Source organism: Mesorhizobium sp. M0159 (assembly GCF_040322295.1).
In the GTDB taxonomy this organism is placed as follows: Bacteria; Pseudomonadota; Alphaproteobacteria; order Rhizobiales; family Rhizobiaceae; genus Mesorhizobium.
Genome location: NZ_JAMYTF010000022.1, coordinates 85,619 through 105,284 on the forward strand (window position 1 = coordinate 85,619; position 19,666 = coordinate 105,284).

General features: G+C 61.4%; 18 protein-coding genes. 7 read left to right on the top strand and 11 right to left on the bottom strand.

Going from position 1 to position 19,666, the window contains the following annotated elements:
- Positions 1-20: 20 nt before the first annotated feature.
- Genes NKJ32_RS20860 through NKJ32_RS20875 form a run of 4 tightly spaced genes read right to left on the bottom strand, consistent with a single transcriptional unit; the run spans position 21 to position 3,254 of the window.
- Positions 21-584: a GNAT family N-acetyltransferase gene (locus NKJ32_RS20860; protein WP_023675103.1), complete on the bottom strand. Its 564-nt coding sequence runs from the start codon at positions 582-584 to the stop codon at positions 21-23.
- A 5-nt stretch (positions 585-589) separates the two neighbouring features.
- Positions 590-1,441 carry a 3-mercaptopyruvate sulfurtransferase gene (gene sseA, locus NKJ32_RS20865; protein ID WP_352784995.1) on the bottom strand — a complete coding sequence of 284 codons (852 nt, stop codon included), beginning with the start codon at positions 1,439-1,441 and terminating at the stop codon, positions 590-592.
- Positions 1,442-1,476: 35 nt separating this feature from the next.
- The gene (locus tag NKJ32_RS20870; protein ID WP_023675105.1) at positions 1,477-2,220 is read right to left on the bottom strand and encodes an alanyl-tRNA editing protein; all 744 of its coding nucleotides are present in this window, start codon (positions 2,218-2,220) and stop codon (positions 1,477-1,479) included.
- Complete coding sequence (locus tag NKJ32_RS20875) at positions 2,220-3,254, bottom strand: cysteine synthase A (RefSeq protein ID WP_023675106.1); 1,035 nt, start codon at positions 3,252-3,254, stop codon at positions 2,220-2,222. The genes NKJ32_RS20870 and NKJ32_RS20875 overlap by 1 nt, the downstream gene beginning before the upstream one ends.
- 215 nt (positions 3,255-3,469) lie before the next feature.
- Here NKJ32_RS20875 and NKJ32_RS20880 point away from each other — a divergent pair, with 215 nt between their 5' ends.
- Positions 3,470-4,291, top strand: coding sequence for an SDR family oxidoreductase (locus tag NKJ32_RS20880; protein ID WP_352457508.1), 822 nt, complete (start codon positions 3,470-3,472; stop codon positions 4,289-4,291).
- A 281-nt stretch (positions 4,292-4,572) separates the two neighbouring features.
- Here NKJ32_RS20880 and NKJ32_RS20885 read toward each other — a convergent pair whose 3' ends face one another.
- The gene (locus NKJ32_RS20885) at positions 4,573-5,991 is read right to left on the bottom strand and encodes a DEAD/DEAH box helicase (protein ID WP_023675109.1); all 1,419 of its coding nucleotides are present in this window, start codon (positions 5,989-5,991) and stop codon (positions 4,573-4,575) included.
- A 387-nt stretch (positions 5,992-6,378) separates the two neighbouring features.
- Between NKJ32_RS20885 and NKJ32_RS20890 the strand changes: the two genes are divergently transcribed.
- From NKJ32_RS20890 to NKJ32_RS20900, 3 genes are read left to right on the top strand one after another with little or no spacing between them, the layout of a single operon-like run.
- Positions 6,379-7,911 carry an acyl-CoA carboxylase subunit beta gene (locus tag NKJ32_RS20890; RefSeq protein WP_352828699.1) on the top strand — a complete coding sequence of 511 codons (1,533 nt, stop codon included), beginning with the start codon at positions 6,379-6,381 and terminating at the stop codon, positions 7,909-7,911.
- Between the two features lie 7 nt (positions 7,912-7,918).
- Positions 7,919-8,125, top strand: a complete 207-nt coding sequence (locus NKJ32_RS20895) for a hypothetical protein (RefSeq protein ID WP_156937294.1) — start codon at positions 7,919-7,921, stop codon at positions 8,123-8,125.
- Positions 8,116-8,490 (top strand): hypothetical protein, encoded by a 375-nt coding sequence (locus NKJ32_RS20900; RefSeq protein ID WP_156937295.1) that lies wholly within the window; start codon positions 8,116-8,118, stop codon positions 8,488-8,490. Before NKJ32_RS20895 ends, NKJ32_RS20900 begins: the two co-directional genes overlap by 10 nt.
- Positions 8,491-8,534: 44 nt before the next feature.
- Here NKJ32_RS20900 and NKJ32_RS20905 read toward each other — a convergent pair whose 3' ends face one another.
- Together NKJ32_RS20905 and NKJ32_RS20910 are read right to left on the bottom strand one after the other, a co-directional pair.
- Complete coding sequence (locus NKJ32_RS20905; protein ID WP_352784988.1) at positions 8,535-10,541, bottom strand: hypothetical protein; 2,007 nt, start codon at positions 10,539-10,541, stop codon at positions 8,535-8,537.
- Positions 10,538-12,076 (bottom strand): NAD(P)H-hydrate dehydratase, encoded by a 1,539-nt coding sequence (locus NKJ32_RS20910; RefSeq protein ID WP_352825462.1) that lies wholly within the window; start codon positions 12,074-12,076, stop codon positions 10,538-10,540. Before NKJ32_RS20910 ends, NKJ32_RS20905 begins: the two co-directional genes overlap by 4 nt.
- A gap of 363 nt (positions 12,077-12,439) precedes the next feature.
- Between NKJ32_RS20910 and NKJ32_RS20915 the strand changes: the two genes are divergently transcribed.
- The gene (locus NKJ32_RS20915; RefSeq protein WP_019857988.1) at positions 12,440-12,778 is read left to right on the top strand and encodes a P-II family nitrogen regulator; all 339 of its coding nucleotides are present in this window, start codon (positions 12,440-12,442) and stop codon (positions 12,776-12,778) included.
- Between the two features lie 54 nt (positions 12,779-12,832).
- Entirely contained in the window at positions 12,833-14,242 is a 1,410-nt protein-coding gene (glnA, locus tag NKJ32_RS20920) for a type I glutamate--ammonia ligase (RefSeq protein WP_352784983.1), read from the top strand.
- Between the two features lie 115 nt (positions 14,243-14,357).
- Here the strand turns inward: glnA and NKJ32_RS20925 are convergent, their stop codons facing one another.
- Positions 14,358-15,398: a glutamine synthetase beta-grasp domain-containing protein gene (locus NKJ32_RS20925; RefSeq protein ID WP_352828702.1), complete on the bottom strand. Its 1,041-nt coding sequence runs from the start codon at positions 15,396-15,398 to the stop codon at positions 14,358-14,360.
- 319 nt (positions 15,399-15,717) lie between these two features.
- On the opposite strand from NKJ32_RS20925, the gene NKJ32_RS20930 reads away from it, so the two are divergent.
- The gene (locus tag NKJ32_RS20930; protein WP_292660390.1) at positions 15,718-15,912 is read left to right on the top strand and encodes a DUF2735 domain-containing protein; all 195 of its coding nucleotides are present in this window, start codon (positions 15,718-15,720) and stop codon (positions 15,910-15,912) included.
- A 75-nt stretch (positions 15,913-15,987) separates the two neighbouring features.
- Here NKJ32_RS20930 and NKJ32_RS20935 read toward each other — a convergent pair whose 3' ends face one another.
- The 3 genes from NKJ32_RS20935 to NKJ32_RS20945 all read right to left on the bottom strand — a co-directional run.
- The gene (locus NKJ32_RS20935) at positions 15,988-17,877 is read right to left on the bottom strand and encodes an MFS transporter (protein WP_352593862.1); all 1,890 of its coding nucleotides are present in this window, start codon (positions 17,875-17,877) and stop codon (positions 15,988-15,990) included.
- A gap of 187 nt (positions 17,878-18,064) precedes the next feature.
- Positions 18,065-18,856, bottom strand: coding sequence for an ATP12 family chaperone protein (locus tag NKJ32_RS20940; RefSeq protein WP_352825464.1), 792 nt, complete (start codon positions 18,854-18,856; stop codon positions 18,065-18,067).
- A gap of 2 nt (positions 18,857-18,858) precedes the next feature.
- A partial coding sequence (locus NKJ32_RS20945; RefSeq protein ID WP_352828705.1) for a DMT family transporter occupies positions 18,859-19,666 on the bottom strand: 808 nt, incomplete at its 5' end.

Genomic DNA, 19,666 nt, shown 5'->3' on the forward strand with positions numbered 1-19,666 from the left:
CGGATGAACGGGCCTGAAAATCAGGGCCGCATGACGCTGGCCGCGCGCTCGGCAAAAGACATCGGATGTACGACCTCCTTTTTTTGCGCCACTGGCGTAAAGCCGAGTTTTTGATAGAGCGGCAGTGCTGCTGGGTGATCGAGGGTGCAGGTCTGCACGGTTATCCGCCTTGGCCCGTGCGACCATGCCGCGGCGATTGCCGCACCGAGGAACCAGCGGCCGATGCCTTGCCCGGTCGCGTGCTCCATCATTCCGAAATAAGCGAGTTCCACTTCCTCCGGCAAATGCGGCTTGAGGTCGAAGAAGCCCGCCGGCGCACCATCCAGATAAAGCACCCTGATGTCGCGGTCCTCGCGGTGGATGCCCGCCGCAAGCTCCTCGTCGCTCAGCCTCAACACATTGACCCAGTGCCATTTGCGGCCGACCCGATCCATCAAATAGCGGTAGAAATGCAGGGGAATGTCTTTGGTCTTGAGCAGCGCGATCTGGCGGTTGTACGGCAGCGGCGGCGAATAGGCAGGCGGCACATGCATTTCGAGAAACGTCACGGTGACATCGATGTCTTCCAGCGATCCGTCTTCCATCACCGTCAGTCCTTGCCCGTCACGACAGGCGTGTCGGAAAGCCCGCCCCATTCGGTCCATGAACCGTCATAAAGCCTGTTGTCGGCATGGCCAAGCGTCTCCAAAGCTAGCGTGACGGCTGCCGCGGTGACGCCCGACCCGCAGGAGGTGACGACCGGCTTCGACAGGTCGATGCCGGCTCCTTCGATCACTTTGCGCAGCCTGTCCTTCGGCAACAATTCGCCGTTTTCCGAAAGCGCCGAAAACGGCACGTTGCGCGCGCCCGGCATATGGCCGGAGCGGATGCCGGGGCGCGGCTCCGGCTCGGTGCCGGCAAAACGGCCAGGCGAGCGCGCGTCGGCGATCTGGCTCTCCCCCGTCTCGACGATCCGGCGCATGTCGGCAAGGCTGGCGACGCGGGCGGCATCGAAGTTGGCATAAAACACGCAAGGCGCGATCTTCGTCGGCTCCGCCGTCACCGGCCGTCCGGCGGCTTTCCAACGATCGAAGCCGCCGTCGAGTATATAGACCTGGAACACGCCCATGACGCGAAACAACCACCAGGCGCGCGGTGCAGAAAAGAACCCTGGCCCGTCATAGACAACAATCGTGTCATCGGCCGAAATACCCATCGCGCCGACATATTGCGCGAAATGCTGCGGCGACGGCAGCGTGTGCGGCAGAGCCGCGTCGGGGTCCGAAACCGCATCCTGGTCGAGGAAGCGGGCGCCTGGAATATGCGCTACGTCGTACTCGGCGCGCGCGTCACGCTTTTGCGCCGGCAGGTACCAGGACGCGTCGACAATCGTCAGGCCGGGTTCGCCGAGCCGCTTCTGTAACCAATCGGCATCGATGGTGAAAGGACTGTCGTCGGCCATCTTTTCTCTCCTGTCCCGCCCGTCGCAGTCCTATATCAGGCTGGCGGCATAGGACCAAAGCGAATGCGGAAGCGCCGGTTCTCGCGGCCCTTCTTCTCGATCTTGCCGATATGGATCTCGCCGATTTCGCTGGTGCTCTTTACATGGGTGCCGCCGCAAGGCTGGCTGTCGATCGAAGCGTTCTCGCCGATGCAGACCAATCGGATCCTTCCCGTGCCGGCCGGGGGCCGCACATTCTTGGATTTCACCAAGCCCGGATTGGATGCCAGTTCCTCGTCGGAAATGAGCCGGGTGAAGATCGGGTGGTCGGCTCGCACCAGCTCCATCAGTCTGGCTGTCACGTCTTCCTTGGTAAAGCCGGCGTCCGGGATGTCGAAATCGATACGGCTGTCGTCCTCGGAAACCGCGGCGCCGGTGATCGGGAACGGACAGACGACGGTAAGCAGGTGGCAGGCAGAATGCATGCGCATCAGCAACTGCCGCCGCGGCCAGTCGATGGCGAGCCTCATGCGCTCGCCCACCTTTGGAACTGCCTGCTCCGGCGCCGGCACATGGATGATCTCGTCCTTGGTTTCGCCGGTGATCGTAGCGGCAATCGCTATGCCGGTGCCGTCGGCGCGTTCGAGGCTGCCGGTGTCGCCCGGCTGCCCGCCCGATGTGGCGTAAAACACCGTCCGGTCCAGAATGATGCCGCCGCGATCATTGACTGCGACGACGGTGGCGTCGGCCGTCCCCAGATAGGCGTCGTCACGAAACAGCGCTTCGGTCTTGTGCGCCATCACGCAACCCTTTCGAACGGTACCGAAATCGTGCTCTGTTGCTCCATCCATCCCGGCACCGGCAGCTTCTTTTCGCGCAGGAATTCAGGATTGAACAGCTTCGACTGGTAGCGCGTGCCGTAGTCGCAAAGCATGGTCACGATGGTGTGGCCGGGGCCTAGCTCGCGCGCCAGGCGAATGGCGCCGGCAATGTTGATGCCCGTCGAACCGCCAACGCAAAGCCCCTCCTCCTGGATCAGGTCGAATACGATCGGCAGCGCGTCCTCGTCGGGGATCTGGAAGGCAAAATCGGGTGTAAAGCCTTGGAGGTTGGCGGTGATCCGCCCCTGCCCGATGCCTTCGGTGATCGAACTGCCCTCGGATTTCAGCTCGCCGCTGGTGTAGAAGGAATAGAGCGCTGCCCCCAGCGGATCGGCCAGCGCGATCTTGACCTGGTTGTTTTTGGCCTTCAGCCCGAAACCGACGCCTGCCAGAGTGCCGCCGGAACCGACCGCCGACACGAAACCATCCACCTTGCCGTCGGTCTGGTTCCAGATTTCTTCGGCCGTGGTGCGGATATGGCCGTCACGGTTGGCGACATTGTCGAACTGGTTGGCCCAGATCGCGCCGTTCGGCTCACTCTTCGCCATCTGCTCGGCCAGCCGGCCCGACAGCTTCACGTAGTTGTTCGGGTTCTTGTAAGGCACGGCGGGCACTTCGATCAGCTCGGCGCCGAGCAGTTTGATTGTATCCTTCTTCTCCTGGCTCTGGGTGTCGGGAATGACGATCACCGTGCGGTAGCCGAGCGCCTTGGCAACCAGTGTCAATCCGATGCCGGTATTTCCGGCCGTCCCCTCGACGATGACGCCGCCGGGCCGCAGCAGCCCGCGCTGCTCCGCATCGCGGATGATAAACAGGCCGGCGCGGTCCTTTACCGACTGCCCGGGATTCATGAATTCGGCCTTGCCCAGGATCTCGCAGCCGGTTGCTTCCGAGGCCTTGTTGAGGCGGATCAGGGGCGTGTTGCCGATCACGTCGATCACAGAACGGGGCATGGAGATTCCTTTGTGGGTGCGGCGAAACCCTAGAAACCCGAAGCTTCGGTTTCAAGGCAAGAATTTGCCTGGTCCAGTCGCATTTCGCACACTGCAATTCCTGCAGCCAGGAGCGCCCGACCGGTATTCATTTCAACCATGTACCGAAAAGCACTCTTTTCATTCGATTTCTTCACCGGTAGAGCACAGGCTAAGAAGAGCCGGCGGGGCGCAACATGACACTCTATCGGGCCAATCCGAAGCATGGCGTCGCCTGGATTACGGGCGGCAGCAGCGGTATCGGCCGTTCGCTGGCCAAGGATCTTGCCGCTCGGGGCTATGTCGTCGCGGTGACTGCGCCAGATGACCATCCGATCGATACGCTCATCGTCGAAACGGCGCAGATGGCGGGCCGTGTCGCAGCCTATCCTTGCGACGTGACCGACGAAAAACGCATGGCGAAGACGGTTGCAGCGATCGAGAAAGATCTCGGTCCGATCGTGTTGGCAGTGTTCAACGCTGGAAGCTATATCGCAACGCCGGGCGAGGATCTTGTGGCGCGCAATTTCCGTCGGTCTTTCGAAGTCAATTATTTCGGCATCATCAACGGCCTGCTGCCAGTCATCGAGCGCATGCGCGTGCGCTCGCGCGGCCATGTCGTGCTGATCGGTTCGGTTACCGCCTATTTCGGCTGGCCCACCACCGCCGCCTATGGCGGCACCAAGGCGGCGGTCAATATCCTGGCCGAGTCGCTGAAATACGATTTCGACAAGATGAACGTCCGCATCCAGGTGATTAATCCGGGCTTTGTCGACACGCGGCTGACCGAAAAGAACTTCCTGCCGATGCCGGGCTTGATGCCGGTCAATCTGGCCTCGCGCCGCATCGCGCAAGGCATCGAATACGGCGGCTTCGAAGTCACTTTCCCACGCCGCCTGAGTTGGACGCTGAAGCTGCTCAGGATGCTGCCGAGGCCGTTCTGCCGATGGGTGATCAGCACGGTCACCCGCTGGAATGCGCGGCCGCTGAATTTCGACCGCAAGCCGCCAGTCGAGTAGGATCGGTGATGGGCGAGCGATCGTACTTGCGGGTCGCTGGGGCGCCGCACATGAATTGATGCCGGCCGACGATACCGGCGACCCGGACAACCACGTCATTGCCGGCGACGCGCTGTCGCCATCGACCACGGCTTTCCTCGCGCAGCGGATCGTCGTGGATCGAGGCGGTGGTAAAGTGAACCAAAGGCCCCCAAGCAAGAGGGCGACCGAAGCATCGCTCCGGTCGCCCTCTTCAATCGTGTGTGACCAAGCCAGGCTTGGCCGACCGCAACACGGTCAGATTATGCGGCCCGCGCTGCTGGCCGCTTGCCGCCGAAGCGGCGCTTGTTATTGCCCTTGAAGGGCTTGGCGCCTTCCGGCTTGCGCTCGCCCGCAAAGGCCGGCTTGTCGCCGAACCGCTTCTTGCCGAAGCCATTGTTTGCGCCGCCGGGCCGCCTGCCGTCGCGACGGCCATTGCGGTCGTTGCGATCATTGGCCGGTTCGAAGCTGCGCTCGTTCTTCTCGGCGGGATTGCGCTGCGGATCGGGGCTGCCGAGATGGTCGGCAACGATCGGCAGCTTGGTGCGGATGATGCGCTCGACCTGACGCAGCTTGCTGTTTTCAGACGGGTCGCAGAGTGTGATGGCGATGCCGTCCATGCCGTTGCGGCCGGTGCGGCCGATGCGGTGGACATAGCTCTCCGCCTCGTCCGGCAGGTCGAAATTCACCACATGGCTGATGCCGGGCACGTCGATGCCGCGTGCCGCAATGTCGGTCGCCACGAGAATGCGCACCGAACCCTCACGGAAATCGTTGAGTGCCTTCTGACGGGCATTCTGCGACTTGTTGCCGTGGATGACGGCGGCCTTGAAGCCGTCGCGCTCGAGATCCTTGGTCACCCTGTCGGCGCCATGCTTGGTGCGCGAGAAGATGATGACGGACTTCATCGCCTCATCGGCAAGCATGTTGGCCAGCACCTGGCGCTTCTGCTTGGTGCGGGCAAAGACGACACCCTGCACGATCTCGGCTGCCGCGGTGCTGTGAGGAGCGACTTCGACGCGGATCGGGTTCTTCAGCAGGCCTTTCGCCAGTTCGGCGATCTCGGCCGGCATAGTCGCCGAGAACAGCACCGTCTGACGGTCCGGCGCCGTCGCCTTGGCGATGCGCTTCACGTCGTTGATGAAGCCCATGTCGAGCATGCGGTCGCCTTCGTCGAGCACCAACCATTTGGTGTCGGCAAGCATCAGGTCGCCTTCACGCACAAGGTCGGTCAGCCGACCGGGCGTTGCGATCAGGATGTCGACGCCGGGCGCAACCTTCTTCACCTGGCTGAAGCGCGAGACGCCGCCCAGCACGAGCGCGGTCGATACATGCGCGCCCTTGGCGAGCAGCTTGATCATCTCCTCGATCTGCACCGCGAGTTCACGTGTCGGCGCCAGGATCAGCGCGCGGGCCGTCTTCGGCCGGCGCTTGGTGCCAAGTGCGATGATCTTCGACAGGATCGGCAGCGCGAACGCCGCCGTCTTGCCCGAGCCGGTCTGGGCGATGCCGAAAATGTCGCGGCCTTCGAGCTGCGGCGGGATCGCCTGGGCCTGGATCGGCTTCGGATCGGTAAAGCCGGCGGCATTGGTGGCCTTGAGCAGTGCGCCGGTAATTCCAAGTGCGGCGAAACCGTTCAGTTCCCCAGTGTCCTTACCGATCAAAATGTTCTCATTGGTCAAAATATTCTTCTTTCATGCGGCTTCTGGCCGCAAACATCGATGGCGGCAGGGCGCAACCTGCCGTCGAAAATTGTCATGAAACGACAAGGCGGGCGGACGTCATCGTCCACACGGCTGCGCTGTCGTGCCCGCAGGCTTCATGCCACGGGGCTTTTTCGCCACCTTGCCGATCTGTCGGGAAGAGGGAAAACAGACGCAACCAGTCTCATTCGTCGAGAAGGCCGGATTATCCCGGCCCAAGCGCCTATACGGCCGCATATGGCCCAGTTCGCTTCGGAATGCAAGGGGTCCGATGTTGCAGCGCAACAAAAGCCATGAGGAAGCGGCGCTTGCGCTCTCCCCCAGGCATGATTACCACAATCCAGCTTTCTGTTTCGGGGACCGGTCATGAAGGACGTGCTGAAGGAACTCGAGCGCCGCCGCGAGATCGCCCGCATGGGCGGCGGCCAGGCCCGCATCGACGCCCAGCACAAGAAGGGCAAGCTGACCGCCCGCGAACGCATAGACGTCTTTCTCGACGAGGGCTCGTTCGAGGAGTTCGACATGTATGTCGAGCACCGCTCGACCGATTTCGGCATGGAGAAAACCAAGATCGCCGGCGACGGCGTCGTTACCGGCTGGGGCACCGTCAACGGTCGCCCGGTCTATCTTTTCGCCAAGGATTTCACCGTGTTCGGCGGCTCGCTGTCCGAGGCGCATGCCGAAAAGGTGGTCAAGGTGCAGGAGATGGCGCTGCGCAACCGCGCGCCGATCATCGGCCTCTACGACGCCGGCGGCGCCCGCATCCAGGAAGGCGTGGCAGCCCTCGGCGGCTATGCCGAGATCTTCCAGCGCAATGTACTGGCCTCTGGCGTCATCCCGCAGATTTCACTGATCATGGGCCCCTGCGCCGGCGGCGATGTCTATTCGCCGGCGATGACTGACTTCATCTTCATGGTTCGCGAAACCTCCTACATGTTCGTCACCGGGCCGGATGTGGTGAAGACCGTCACCAACGAGACGGTCACCGCCGAAAGCCTCGGCGGCGCTTCTATCCACACGACGAAGTCCTCGATCGCCGACGGAGCCTACGACAATGACGTCGAGGCGCTGCTGCAGATGCGCCGGCTGGTCGATCTGCTGCCGGCTTCCAACACGGCGGAAATTCCCGAGATCGAATGCTACCAGTCGGTCACCGAACACGATCTGTCGCTCGACAGGCTGATCCCCGACAATGCCAACAAACCCTACGACATCAAAGAGTTGATCCTTAAAGTTGCCGACGAGGGTGACTTCTTCGAGATCCAGCAGAATTTTGCGAAAAACATCGTCACCGGCTTCGGCCGTATCGAGGGCCGCACCGTCGGCTTCGTCGCCAACCAGCCGATGGTGCTGGCCGGCGTGCTCGATTCGGATGCCAGCCGCAAGGCGGCTCGTTTCGTGCGATTCTGCGACTGCTTCTCGATCCCGATCGTCACCTTCGTCGACGTGCCGGGCTTCCTGTCCGGCACCGCGCAGGAATATGGTGGGTTGATCAAGCACGGCGCCAAGCTTCTGTTCGCCTATGCCGAAGCGACCGTGCCAAAGATCACCGTCATCACCAGAAAGGCCTATGGCGGCGCCTATGATGTGATGGCCTCGAAGCATCTGCGCGGCGACATGAACTATGCCTGGCCGACGGCGCAGATCGCGGTGATGGGCGCCAGGGGCGCGGTCGAGATCATCTACCGCAAGGACATCGGCGACGCGGAAAAGATCGCGGCACATACAAAAGCTTACGAGGATCGCTTCCTGTCCCCCTTCGTTGCCGCCGAGCGTGGCTATGTCGACGAGGTGATCATGCCGCATTCGACCCGCCGCCGCATCGCCCGCGCGCTCAGGATGCTGCGCAACAAGGATATGCAAAACCCCTGGAAGAAGCACGACAACATTCCGCTGTGAGGGGTTGATGTCGCGCCTGGTCCTCTATGTAGGAGCGCGTTTCGGCAGGTTTGCCATCCTGCTCTTCGCCATGCCGCTGTTTTGCCCAATACTCCTGTGGTTCTGGTTCCTCGATTGCTATCCGCTCGCTGTTCGCGGCGGGCGGAAATTTACGCAGATCGTCATGCAGCGATGTCCGGCGATGCATATGAAACGGCGCGCGCCATGCTGCTGATCGGTGCTGCCAGTGCGTTCTTCGATGACCAAGTGTATATTCCGCTTAAACGTGAACTGCTTGGCACCATGGTACCGCCTCGTCCACCACTTGAAAGAGTTCTGGCGGCCGCCAGTCACCTGTCGAGGCTTCCCATCCTGCAAGAATATGCGCAAAAGGCCTGGGACGCGCCAGATAACGAAAGCGCGGATCATCCGCCCTGGTCCGAACGTTTGACTGCTCTTGGATTTAGCTCGGCTCCAGAGATAGAACCAGTTCTGGTTTCCGCCTTGTCGAGCCTGCTGAGCGATGAGATCGTCGCCGAACATGTCCGCCATTTCGACGGCGAATGGACATCGAAGATCGCCGACTATCTCGATCGATAGCTATCCACCTGAAACTATAGCGGCTAATGCCCAGTCGGCGCAGGCTATTCCGCTTCCGCCGCTCCGAACCCGGCCCCCCTCGTCGCGCGGACAGCGCCCGACCATGGCGTGGCGTGATTGTCGATGCGCATCTGGAAGATAAAATAAGTCGGCGAGCAGAAGCCGATGCCTTTCACCTTGCCGATACCGGGAATGTCGGGCGGCAGCGACTGGCACATGTAATCCTCGCGGCAGAAATGGTCGGCCGAGCAGGCAGGACGATTGCCGCGATTGACGGCGCCGCCCAGGCACTGGTCGAAATTATTGGTCGCCACGCAGGTGTCGAATTTCTTGCCGCCAACCAGCCCGCAAATCTCGTTCGGCATCGGCTTGCCCGTCTTGAAGGCGGCAAAGCTGCGATCCCGGTCGTCGCAGCCGCGATAGGCGATACCCGCCGGCACACCGATCTTCGGCGGTCGGCAGGTGTAGGCGACGCGCGAAATGCCTGGCGCGAACGCCGCGAACTGACCGGTGATGGTATACCGGTCATTGAAAGGCTGTGCCGGGTTGCTGGCGATGGATCCCGTTAAACAAGGGTGGCCGGAAAACATGTCTTCGCTGTCCTTGGGCAACAGGCATTGCGCCAGCTTGGTGCGCACGCCGGACGCGGTGGTCAACGGCGTGCAGACGGTGCCGGCACCGCATTGCCATGTCGCGCCGAAGCGGGCCGCATCCTGTGGCATCAGGCAAGGCATCGCCATCTCGGCCGGCGAATAGGCGATTTCGCCGGCATCGTTCCATGTCGCCGGCGGCGCGAACGATAACGGGCGAAAGCGGTTCGGTTCCTTGCCGTCGGCAGTCGCGCGCAGCCAGGCGACGCGGCGCGGGATGTCGGCGTGGAGATGCGGGGAGATGCCGACCTCGATGCGGTTGAGCGGCGAGGTCGTCTTGTCGTCCAGGCCGATGAAATGGAAGCCGGCGGTCGAGCCCGCCTGATGGCAGCCCTGGCAGGCGCCGTTGTCCAGCCGCTCGACCAGTGCCTCCGGCGTGCGCACCAGCTTCAGCGCAGAGAAATCGACACCAGCGAAATCCGCGGACTGGAACAGTGGCGTGAACAGGTGGTTGGCCTGCCTCGCACTGCCGAAGGTCGACCACGAAATGACCTTCCTTGCCAAGAATTCATCGGGGATTTGGTAGACGCCGAGATCGACCGCCGCGACACTGGTGCGGACATAGTCCGCAAGTCTTGCTTTCAGCGCGACGTCTTCGGCAAGGCGTGCCGCATCGGGCGTGTTTTCCAACGGCTTTTCGCTGGCAGCCGCGCCATCGATGCCGAAGATACGCATGAGATAGGCAGCCTGCCCGCCGAATTCGGTCTCTTGGCCGGAGGGGAAGCGCACCACTTGCGCATTGAGCTCAAGCTGCTTGAGGGTGAGCGCCGCCCTGTCCAGCGGCCCACCGATCAGCCAGCCGGCATCGACGTTCTCGTCGAGCTGTGGTGCCCAGCGTCCGGCGACGCCGACACAGCCGCCGTCGGCATCCGGCGCGGCATTGTAGACGGCACTGAAATTGAACGGCAGGCGCGAGGCCAGAACCTTGCCGTTTTTCTTGAAACTATAGGATAAGCGATAGACGAAGCGCACTTCGCCGCAACTCGTATCGCCTTGCAGCGCGGCGAAGTCGCGCCGGTCGAGCCGGTTGACGATGCCGACGAGGCGAAAGCGCGCGGCATCGGTCCTCAGCCAGCGCATGTCCATGACACGGCCAACATTGCCGTCGGTCACCTCGTAGAGCGGCCGACCGCCGGCCTTCATCTCGGCCCGCAATGCTGCGACGTCGCTTGCAATCGTTTCGATGATCGCGTGATAGGCCGGCGCCTTGTCGTAAAGCGTCTTCAAATCGCCCTTGCCATCGACGCCGAAAATGCCGGCGAGGCCAAAGCCCTTGGCATCGAGAGCAGCAAGCACCGCTGGATCATCGACGATGGTCACCGGCTGCTCAGCGGCATTCGCCGACAGTGTCGTCAAAGCGGCCATGACAAGCGTGGTGAGAAGGAGAGCAAGGCGTCTCATAGAAGGTCCGGTTGGCTCTCGACCAATTCGCGCAACACCGGCACCAGAGCCAGCGGCAAATCCTCAGCGATCAACCCTGGACCGAGGCGCCTGCCGGCCTCGGCATGGATCCAGACCGCGGCGCAGGCGGCCTGGAAAGCCCGCATCCCCTGCGCCAGCAGCGCGGCAACGATGCCCGCCAGAACATCGCCTGACCCGGCTGTTGCCAGCCAGGGCGCGCCGTTGGCGTTGATCGCCGCCCGGCCGTCCGGCGCCGCGATCACCGAGTCGGCGCCCTTGTAGACAATGACTGCATTGGCACGCGCTGCGGCGGCGCGGGCCTTGGCGAGCTTTGACTGCTTCTTCGATTTGGCAATGTCGGGAAAAAGCCTGGCGAATTCGCCTTCATGCGGCGTCAGCACCAGACTTGGTGCGAAGGTTCGATGTGCTGCTTCAAAGAGAACATCTGGAGCGTCGCGAAACGAAGTCAGGCCATCGGCATCAAGCACAATGCCTCCAAACAGGCCCATGCGTTTGAAATCATAGACCTCGTCCTGCTCGAGCAACCGCAAGGCGAAGTCGCGGGCTTTTTCGCCGACTCCGAATCCGGGGCCGAGAACGAACGCAGTATGCTGCCTTTCGTTGATGAACTCGCCTGCGTCCGCCACCGTATCTACCGCACGCAGCATGATCGAGGTCAGATGCGCGGCGTTCACCTGCATGGCATCGCTAGGCGAAAGCACGGTCACTGCCCCTGCTCCGCTTCTGGCCGCGGCCATCGCTGACAATCTTGCCGCACCAGTCGCATTCGGCCCGCCCGAAAAAACGCCGACTTGGCCGCGTTTGTATTTGTGCGTATCGGCAGACGTTCTCGGAAACTCCCATCGTAGCCAGAGGTCCGGCGTGTTCTCGAACGTCTTGATCTTGAGTTGGTCGACGATCCCATCCGGAATCCCGATATCAGCGACAATGATTTCGCCGCACATACTGCGTCCTGGCATCAGTAGATGGCCTGGCTTTTTCCGCACGAAGGTCACAGTCACCGCAGCGTCGAAATAGGCATTGGTCAATCCGCTCTCGCCCGACACGCCGGATGGCAGGTCGATTGAGACGACTGGCACTTTCTCCGCTGCGCTGAGGCCCGAGACGGCTGACGCATGTAGGGAAATATCCTTCGACAGACCTGCACCGTAGAGCGCATCCACGACGACTTCACCTTGGGTCGGGTGACAATGGGCAATATGGTCCACCGGCAGATTGCAGGCCTCAGAAGCCCGCGCAGCATCGCTCCCCGCTTTCTGCTTGCCTTCGGCCCAAACGGCGACCTTCATCCCGGCCTCTGCCAACAACCGCGCCACGACATAGCCGTCGCCGCCATTGTTGCCGGGGCCGCAAAGCACGTGGACGCGCGTTGCGTTCGGGTAGCGCTTGAGTACCACGGCAGCAACCGCAGCACCGGCATTGCGCATCAGGCCGATGCCGTCGAATGGACCAGCGGCAATCGCCAGCCGGTCGGCCTCGGCCATTTCGGACGGAGACAGAAGTTCATTGCTCATGGAATATCAGGCGACATGCACATCATTTCCCCAAGCATTGTCCAGTTTTTGATCCGACGCAAACAACGAAGGTCGCCAAGCAATTTGGCGGCGTACATCGTTCGGGACGACGGCGCGCAGCTGCCCATGAAATACCCGATCTGCCCAATTTTTGTGCGGACGGCAGGACCGGCGGTGTGTAGGCTCGCGGCATTCATGGCGCATCCAACGCTGCGAATGACGCGAATGTACATTCCCGCGTGGCATGGTATCCAAATCATGTGAGGCCGCTCGGCCCCCCATCAATTGGCACAGTTCGTGCTTGATTGAGGCGCAAGCGGGGCTCACAACCCGTCTTTTTTGGCAGTGGAGGCCACTTTTTACATGAAAAAGATCGAAGCGATCATCAAGCCGTTCAAGCTAGACGAAGTGAAGGAAGCGCTTCAGGAGGCCGGCCTGCAAGGTATCACCGTTACCGAGGCCAAAGGGTTTGGCCGCCAGAAGGGCCATACCGAGCTTTATCGCGGCGCCGAATATGTCGTCGACTTCCTGCCGAAGGTAAAAATCGAAGTCGTGCTCGGCGACGATGCGGTCGAAGCCGCGATCGAAGCCATCCGCAAGGCGGCCCAGACCGGCCGCATCGGCGACGGCAAGATCTTCGTCTCCAACATCGAGGAAGTGGTGCGCATTCGCACCGGCGAAACCGGCATGGACGCCGTCTGAATTTTCCCGTTAAAAGGCCATGTTCAAAACGTCATCACATAGGGAAGCAGGGACATGACGACAGCCAAAGACATCATGAAGCAGATCAAGGACAACGACGTTAAGTTCGTCGATCTGCGCTTCACCGATCCGAAGGGCAAACTGCAGCACGTTACGATGGATGTCGTCGAGGTCGAGGAAGACATGTTTGCCGATGGCGTCATGTTCGATGGTTCCTCGATCGCTGGCTGGAAGGCGATCAACGAGTCCGACATGGTGCTGATGCCGGATTCCGATACTGTGCATATGGACCCGTTCTTCGCGCAGTCGACCATGGTCATCCTGTGCGACATCCTCGATCCGATCTCCGGGGAATCCTACAACCGCGACCCGCGCGGTACCGCCAAGAAGGCCGAGGCCTACATGAAGGCCGAAGGCATCGGCGACCAGATCTTCGTCGGCCCGGAGGCCGAGTTCTTTGTGTTCGACGACGTCAAGTACAAGGCCGATCCCTACAACACCGGCTTCAGGCTGGATTCCACCGAACTGCCGTCCAATGACGACACCGACTACGAGACCGGCAATCTCGGTCACCGGCCGCGCATCAAGGGCGGCTATTTCCCGGTGCCGCCGATCGATTCGGCACAGGACATGCGCTCGGAAATGCTCACCGTGCTCGCAGAAATGGGCGTGCGCGTTGAAAAGCACCATCACGAAGTGGCCGCCGCCCAGCACGAGCTCGGCATCAAGTTCGACACGCTGGTCCGCAACGCCGACAAGATGCTGATCTACAAATATGTCGTGCACCAGGTCGCTAACGCCTACGGCAAGACGGCCACCTTCATGCCGAAGCCGGTGTTCGGCGACAATGGCTCGGGCATGCATGTCCACCAGTCGATCTGGAAGGAAGGCAAGCCGACCTTCGCCGGCAACGAATATGCCGGCCTGTCCGAGAGCTGCCTGTTCTACATCGGTGGTATCATCAAGCATGCCAAGGCGATCAACGCCTTTACCAACCCGCTGACCAATTCCTACAAGCGCCTGGTGCCGGGCTATGAAGCGCCGGTGCTGCTCGCCTATTCGGCACGCAACCGCTCGGCCTCGTGCCGCATTCCGTTCGGCTCGTCGCCGAAGGCCAAGCGCGTCGAGGTCCGCTTCCCCGATCCGGGCGCGAACCCCTATCTCGCCTTCGCCGCCATGCTGATGGCCGGCCTCGACGGCATCAAGAACAAGATCCACCCGGGACAGCCGATGGACAAGGATCTCTACGACCTGCCGCCGAAGGAATTGAAGAAAATCCCGACCGTCTGCGGCTCGCTGCGCGAGGCTTTGCAGAGCCTCGACAAGGACCGCGGCTTCCTTAAGGCCGGCGGCGTCTTCGACGACGACCAGATCGACAGCTACATCGAGCTTAAGATGGCCGAGGTGATGCGCTTCGAAATGACGCCGCATCCGGTCGAATACGATATGTACTATTCGGTCTGATCCAGATCGTTGCAGCCAACAAAAAAACCCCGGAGGAGACGCCGGGGTTTTTTATTGCGATGCGATCGGAGAGAAAGTCACGGCGCAGACCTGAGGTCTACGCCGGGACGAATGCTCAAGCCGCGGCCGAAACTTCGGCGCTGGTAGGGACGGAGGCGATCGTCTTCAATATCTGCGAGGCGATCTGGTAGGGGTCGCCCTGCGAGTTCGGCCGGCGATCCTCGAGATAGCCCTTGTAGCCGTTATTGATAAAAGAATGCGGCACGCGGATCGAGGCGCCGCGGTCGGCGATGCCGTAGCTGAACCTGTTCCACGGCGCCGTCTCGTGCTTGCCGGTCAAACGCTTGTCGTTGTCCGGCCCATAGACGGCGATGTGATCCATCAGGTTTTTGTCGAAGGCCGCCATCAGCGCTTCGAAATACGCCTTGCCGCCGACTTCGCGCATATAGGCGGTCGAGAAGTTGGCATGCATGCCGGAGCCGTTCCAATCGGTGTCGCCGAGCGGCTTGCAGTGATATTCGATATCGATGCCGTACTTCTCGGTCAGGCGCTGCAACAAATAGCGCGCCATCCACATCTGGTCGGCAGCCTTCTTGGAGCCTTTGCCGAAGATCTGGAATTCCCACTGACCTTTGGCCACTTCGGCGTTGATGCCTTCATGGTTGATGCCGGCAGCAAGGCAAAGGTCGAGATGCTCCTCGACGATCTGCCTGGCGACTGAGCCGACATTGCTGTAGCCGACGCCGGTATAGTACGGGCCTTGCGGCGCCGGATAGCCGCTCTCGGGGAAGCCGAGCGGGCGGCCGTCCTTGTAGAAGAAATACTCCTGCTCGAAGCCGAACCAGGCGCCCTCGTCGTCGAGGATGGTGGCGCGCTTATTGGAGGCATGCGGCGTCACGCCATCGGGCATCATGACCTCGCACATAACGAGCGCGCCATTGGTGCGGGCCGGATCCGGGTAGACGGCGACCGGCTTCAGAACGCAATCGGAGCTGTGGCCCTCGGCCTGCATGGTCGAAGAACCGTCGAAGCCCCACAGCGGAAGCTGGTCGAGCGTCGGAAACTCGGCATAGTCCTTGATCTGCGTCTTTCCGCGAAGATTGGGAACCGGGGTGTATCCATCGAGCCAAATGTACTCGAGCTTGTATTTCGTCATTCTAGCCTCTCGTTGCTTGATCACCGAACCCTGGATGGCGCCGGGGCGAGCCGGCCTATCCAGCAGCCGACCTGCCGGATTACTAAAATGCAATTCGTGTGCCATTCTCGCCGGCGATGGATGCGGCAAAAGTGAGGTTGTATCCGCCCAAAATCGCTGGTCCGCCGTCATGCTGCGTTCGGATCATCCACAAGCACATTGTGCACAAATAATGTGCAAGTACTGATCTTTTCGTAATCATGTTGCCTATTTCGGTTGCTGAACCTATGTTGGGGAAAGGTTGAATCGGCAAGGTTCTGTCGAAGAAAGGAAACCGACAATGGAAATCACTTCCACTCGTCAGTCGGCCAAAATCCTGATGTTCCCGGTGGCAGCGCGCGCTTCTGCCTCAAATTTAAGCGGAAAGGCTAAGTTCGCGGCAGAACTTGCTTCTTTACGCAACCGAACGGATTTCGGAAGTGCCTGGTATCATGAGGCAGCGATCGAGGAAGCGAAACAGGATCGGAAGAGCTAAGCCCTGCACTCGATAAATTGAAAAAGCCCGGCGCGATCGCTCGCGCCGGGCTTTGCTTTGAACCGGACAGGCCGGCTACTGTTTGGTGTGCAGGTCCGTTCCGAGCGTATCCCTGACAAAGATCATGCCGATGATCAGCGACATCGCCGCGATCACCACTGGGTACCAGAGTCCGTAGTAGATATCGCCCTTGTAGGCGCTGAGCGCGAACACCGTCGCCGGCAGCAGCCCGCCGAACCAGCCGTTGCCGATATGGTAGGGCAGCGACATGCCGGTGTAGCGGATGCGGGTCGGGAACATCTCGACCAGGATCGCGGCAATCGGCCCGTAGACCATCGTGACGAAGATCACGAGGATGAGCAGGATGCCGATCGTCATCGGCCAGTTGACCGCCGCCGGGTCGGCGAACATGGCAAAGGGACCGCCGCCTGGTACGGTGTAGACGGTGACCTCGGGAGCTCCCGCAGCCTCATCGGCAGTCAGCAGCTTGTCCTTGATCGCCTGGTCGGCCGGAACCATGGCCTTCTCGCCGGCGCGGATCGCGGCCGCATCGAGCTTCAGTTCGGGATTGGCCGCGATGAAGGCTTCGAGCTTCTGATCCGGCACCTTCGCCGCTGCCCGTTTCAGCGGATAGCCGCCGTCCTGAAGCGCCGTGTTTACCGCCTTGGCGAAAACAGCGTCCTTGGCCTTGGCTTGATCGCCGGCTGCGGTGGCGTCATACGACTCAACCGTCTCGTTGCCGATTTTGACCGACGCAGCAGTGCCGGGCGCTGCCGTGGCCACTACGTCATAAGGCACCGAGTTCTTGGTCAGAAACGAGGTGGCGATATCGCAGGACGTGGTGAACTTCGCCGTGCCCACCGGGTTGAACTGGAACTTGCAGTCTCCCGGTGCCGCGGTCACCGTCGCACGGGTGTTCTGCTGCGCGGTGGCGAGCGCCGGGTTGGCTGCCCAGGTCAGCGCCTTGAACAACGGGAAGGTGCAGACGATCGCCAGTGCAAGGCCGGCCATGATAATCGGCTTGCGGCCGATCTTGTCGGAGAGCCAGCCGAACACGACGAAGAAGATCGAGCCAACAGCCAGAGCAATCGCGATCATGATGTTGACCGATTGCGGATCGACCTTGAGCACGTTCTGCAGGAAGAACAGCGCGTAGAACTGGCCATTGTACCAAACTACGGCCTGACCGGCTGTGAGGCCGAGCAGCGCCAGCAGCGCGATCTTGGCGTTCTTCCACTGACCGAAGGCTTCTGACAGCGGCGCCTTGGAGCCTTTGCCTTCGTCCTTCATGCGCTGGAAGGTCGGCGATTCAGAAAGCGACAGCCGGATCCAGATCGAAATGCCGAGGAGGAGGAAGGAAACGATGAACGGAATGCGCCAGCCCCAGGCGGCGTAGGTTTCCTTGGTCATCGACCCCTGGACGATCAGGATGACGATCAGCGACAGGAACAGGCCGAGCGTTGCCGTCGTCTGTATCCACGACGTGTAGTAGCCGCGGCGATCGTCGGGTGCATGCTCGGCGACATAGGTGGCGGCACCGCCATACTCGCCGCCGAGCGCCAGGCCCTGCAACATGCGCAAGATGATCAGGATCACGGGAGCGGCGATGCCCAAAGTCGCATAGCCAGGCAGCAAGCCGACCAGGAAGGTCGACAGGCCCATGATCGTCATGGTGACAAGGAAAGTGTATTTACGGCCGACAAGGTCGCCGATGCGGCCGAACAGCAATGCGCCGAACGGGCGCACGAGGAAGCCAGCGGCAAACGCCAGCAGCGCGAAAATATTGCGCGTCGCTTCCGGAATGGTTGGACTGAAAAAAGTCGAACCAATGAATACTGCCAGCGAGCCGTAGAGATAAAAATCGTACCATTCAAAAACGGTGCCGAGCGAGGAAGCGAAGATGACCTTCTTCTCCTCGCGCGTCATGCCGCGGCTTGTTTTGCCGGCGGTCGATGCCATTGCCATGAGTGTATCCTCCCGTGTGATTCCGTCAGTCCTCGATGCTGCGCGTCATCGTCCGCGTTTCCTCGCAACGCAGACTCAGTGCAGCCACCGGTGCAAAAAATGACAGAAAGCGCCGTCCAGAGGCAGACCGTCTTTGGGATTATGACTTTGGTCTAATGTGCAGTGCGAAATAGAAACGACGGTGCGGTCAGCCTTTGAGAGCTTCGAGCAGGCTGACTGCCGCCATCATGTCGCGCTTGCGGGCCGCGCGGTGCGCGACGGCCTCGGCATCATTGCCCCATTGCTCGGCCTGCCAGTCCTCGTCGACATGACCGGCAGCCCAGGCCGCCTCGCCGTCGAGCTCGCCGAAATCGACAGCCAGCGCCAGCAGCGCCGATCCGGTCAGCGACGTCATGACGTGGATGGCGGCAAGGCGCAGCGGATCGGCACGTTGGGCAAGATGCTGGCCAAGCAGCGCGATACTCTCGCGCGGCTGTTCGACATGGATCACGCCTTCGGCAAGATGGAACCGGGCGCCGAGCGCGCTGCGCACCCAGTCGATGACCGGATCCCAATGCTCGTTCTGCCGGTCGACGAGTCCTTGGGGCGTATCGGCGCGGTAGCAGAGCAGATCGGACGAGGCAAAGCGCAGGATGTCCTCCAGCACGGCCTGGGGATCACTGGCGACGCCATCGATTGCCGTATTGACCAGACGCATCACCGGCATCGTCACCAGGTTGATGGTCTCCGCCTGTGCGGCGAATTCCTCGGCGACGAGAGCAGCCGCCTTTTCGGTCGGCAGCGCCAGCAGCGCCTTGGCCGGCGTGCGGACGGGCTTGCCATCGAGATGGACGGCAAAACCGTCTTCGACCGGTGCTACCGCGACGGTCTTGTAGAAGCGCTTCGGCAGCGGCGTCTTCATCTGGATCTGGGCGCGACGCACCGGGTCCGGATCAGAGAGCTGCTTTCCAGCTTCGAGGTCGTTCAATATATCGCGCATGCTCATCCGGGACTTTGTTTTCGGGCCGGCCGGTTGACGATGATGAGTCCGGCGGCAATGAGGCCGAGTGCCAGGAAGATACGAACGGTCAGCGGCTCGTTCAAGAACACGGCGCCGCACAGCACACCAAACACCGGCGACAGGAAGGTGAAGCTCGACAGTCCAGATGCAGGGTAGCGCCGCAGCAGCCAGAACCACAGCACATAGGTGAACGCGACAACGTAGACGGCCTGGAACAGCAGAGCCAAGGTTGGCAAGACGGTAAAGTTGCGGACGGGCGGCCCGGCAAAAGGCATCACCAAAATGCCGACGACGGCGGCCCCGGCCAGTTGATAGAGCAGCAGCTTTTCGGCGCTGGCCGTCACCAGCTTCGACCGCTTGATGACGATATTGGTCACGGCCCACAGAATGCCGGCACCGAGACTGAGCAAATCGCCGCTCAGCGTCGCGCCGCCACTGGCGCTCAGTTTATCGGAAAACACCGCGATCAGTCCGGCGAAAGCGAGCAGAAGACCAACGAGCTTGCGTGCCGTGATGCTTTCGCCCAGCAGGAAATGACCGCCGACCAGCATCCAGAACGGCATGGTGTTGACCAGCAAGGTATTGCGCACAACCGTCGTGTGCTCGAGTCCGACGTAGAGAAACAGGAACTCGAGACCAAAAAGCGCACCCGCCAGAATGCCGGCGACGAGGGTTTTGTCGGGCGTGAACAGCGCAATGCCGCGCCAGCGGCACCAGCCGAAAACACACAGGCCGCCGATCGCCGAGCGGGCGATGGACAGGAAAACAGGGTCGTAGCCGGCATACGAG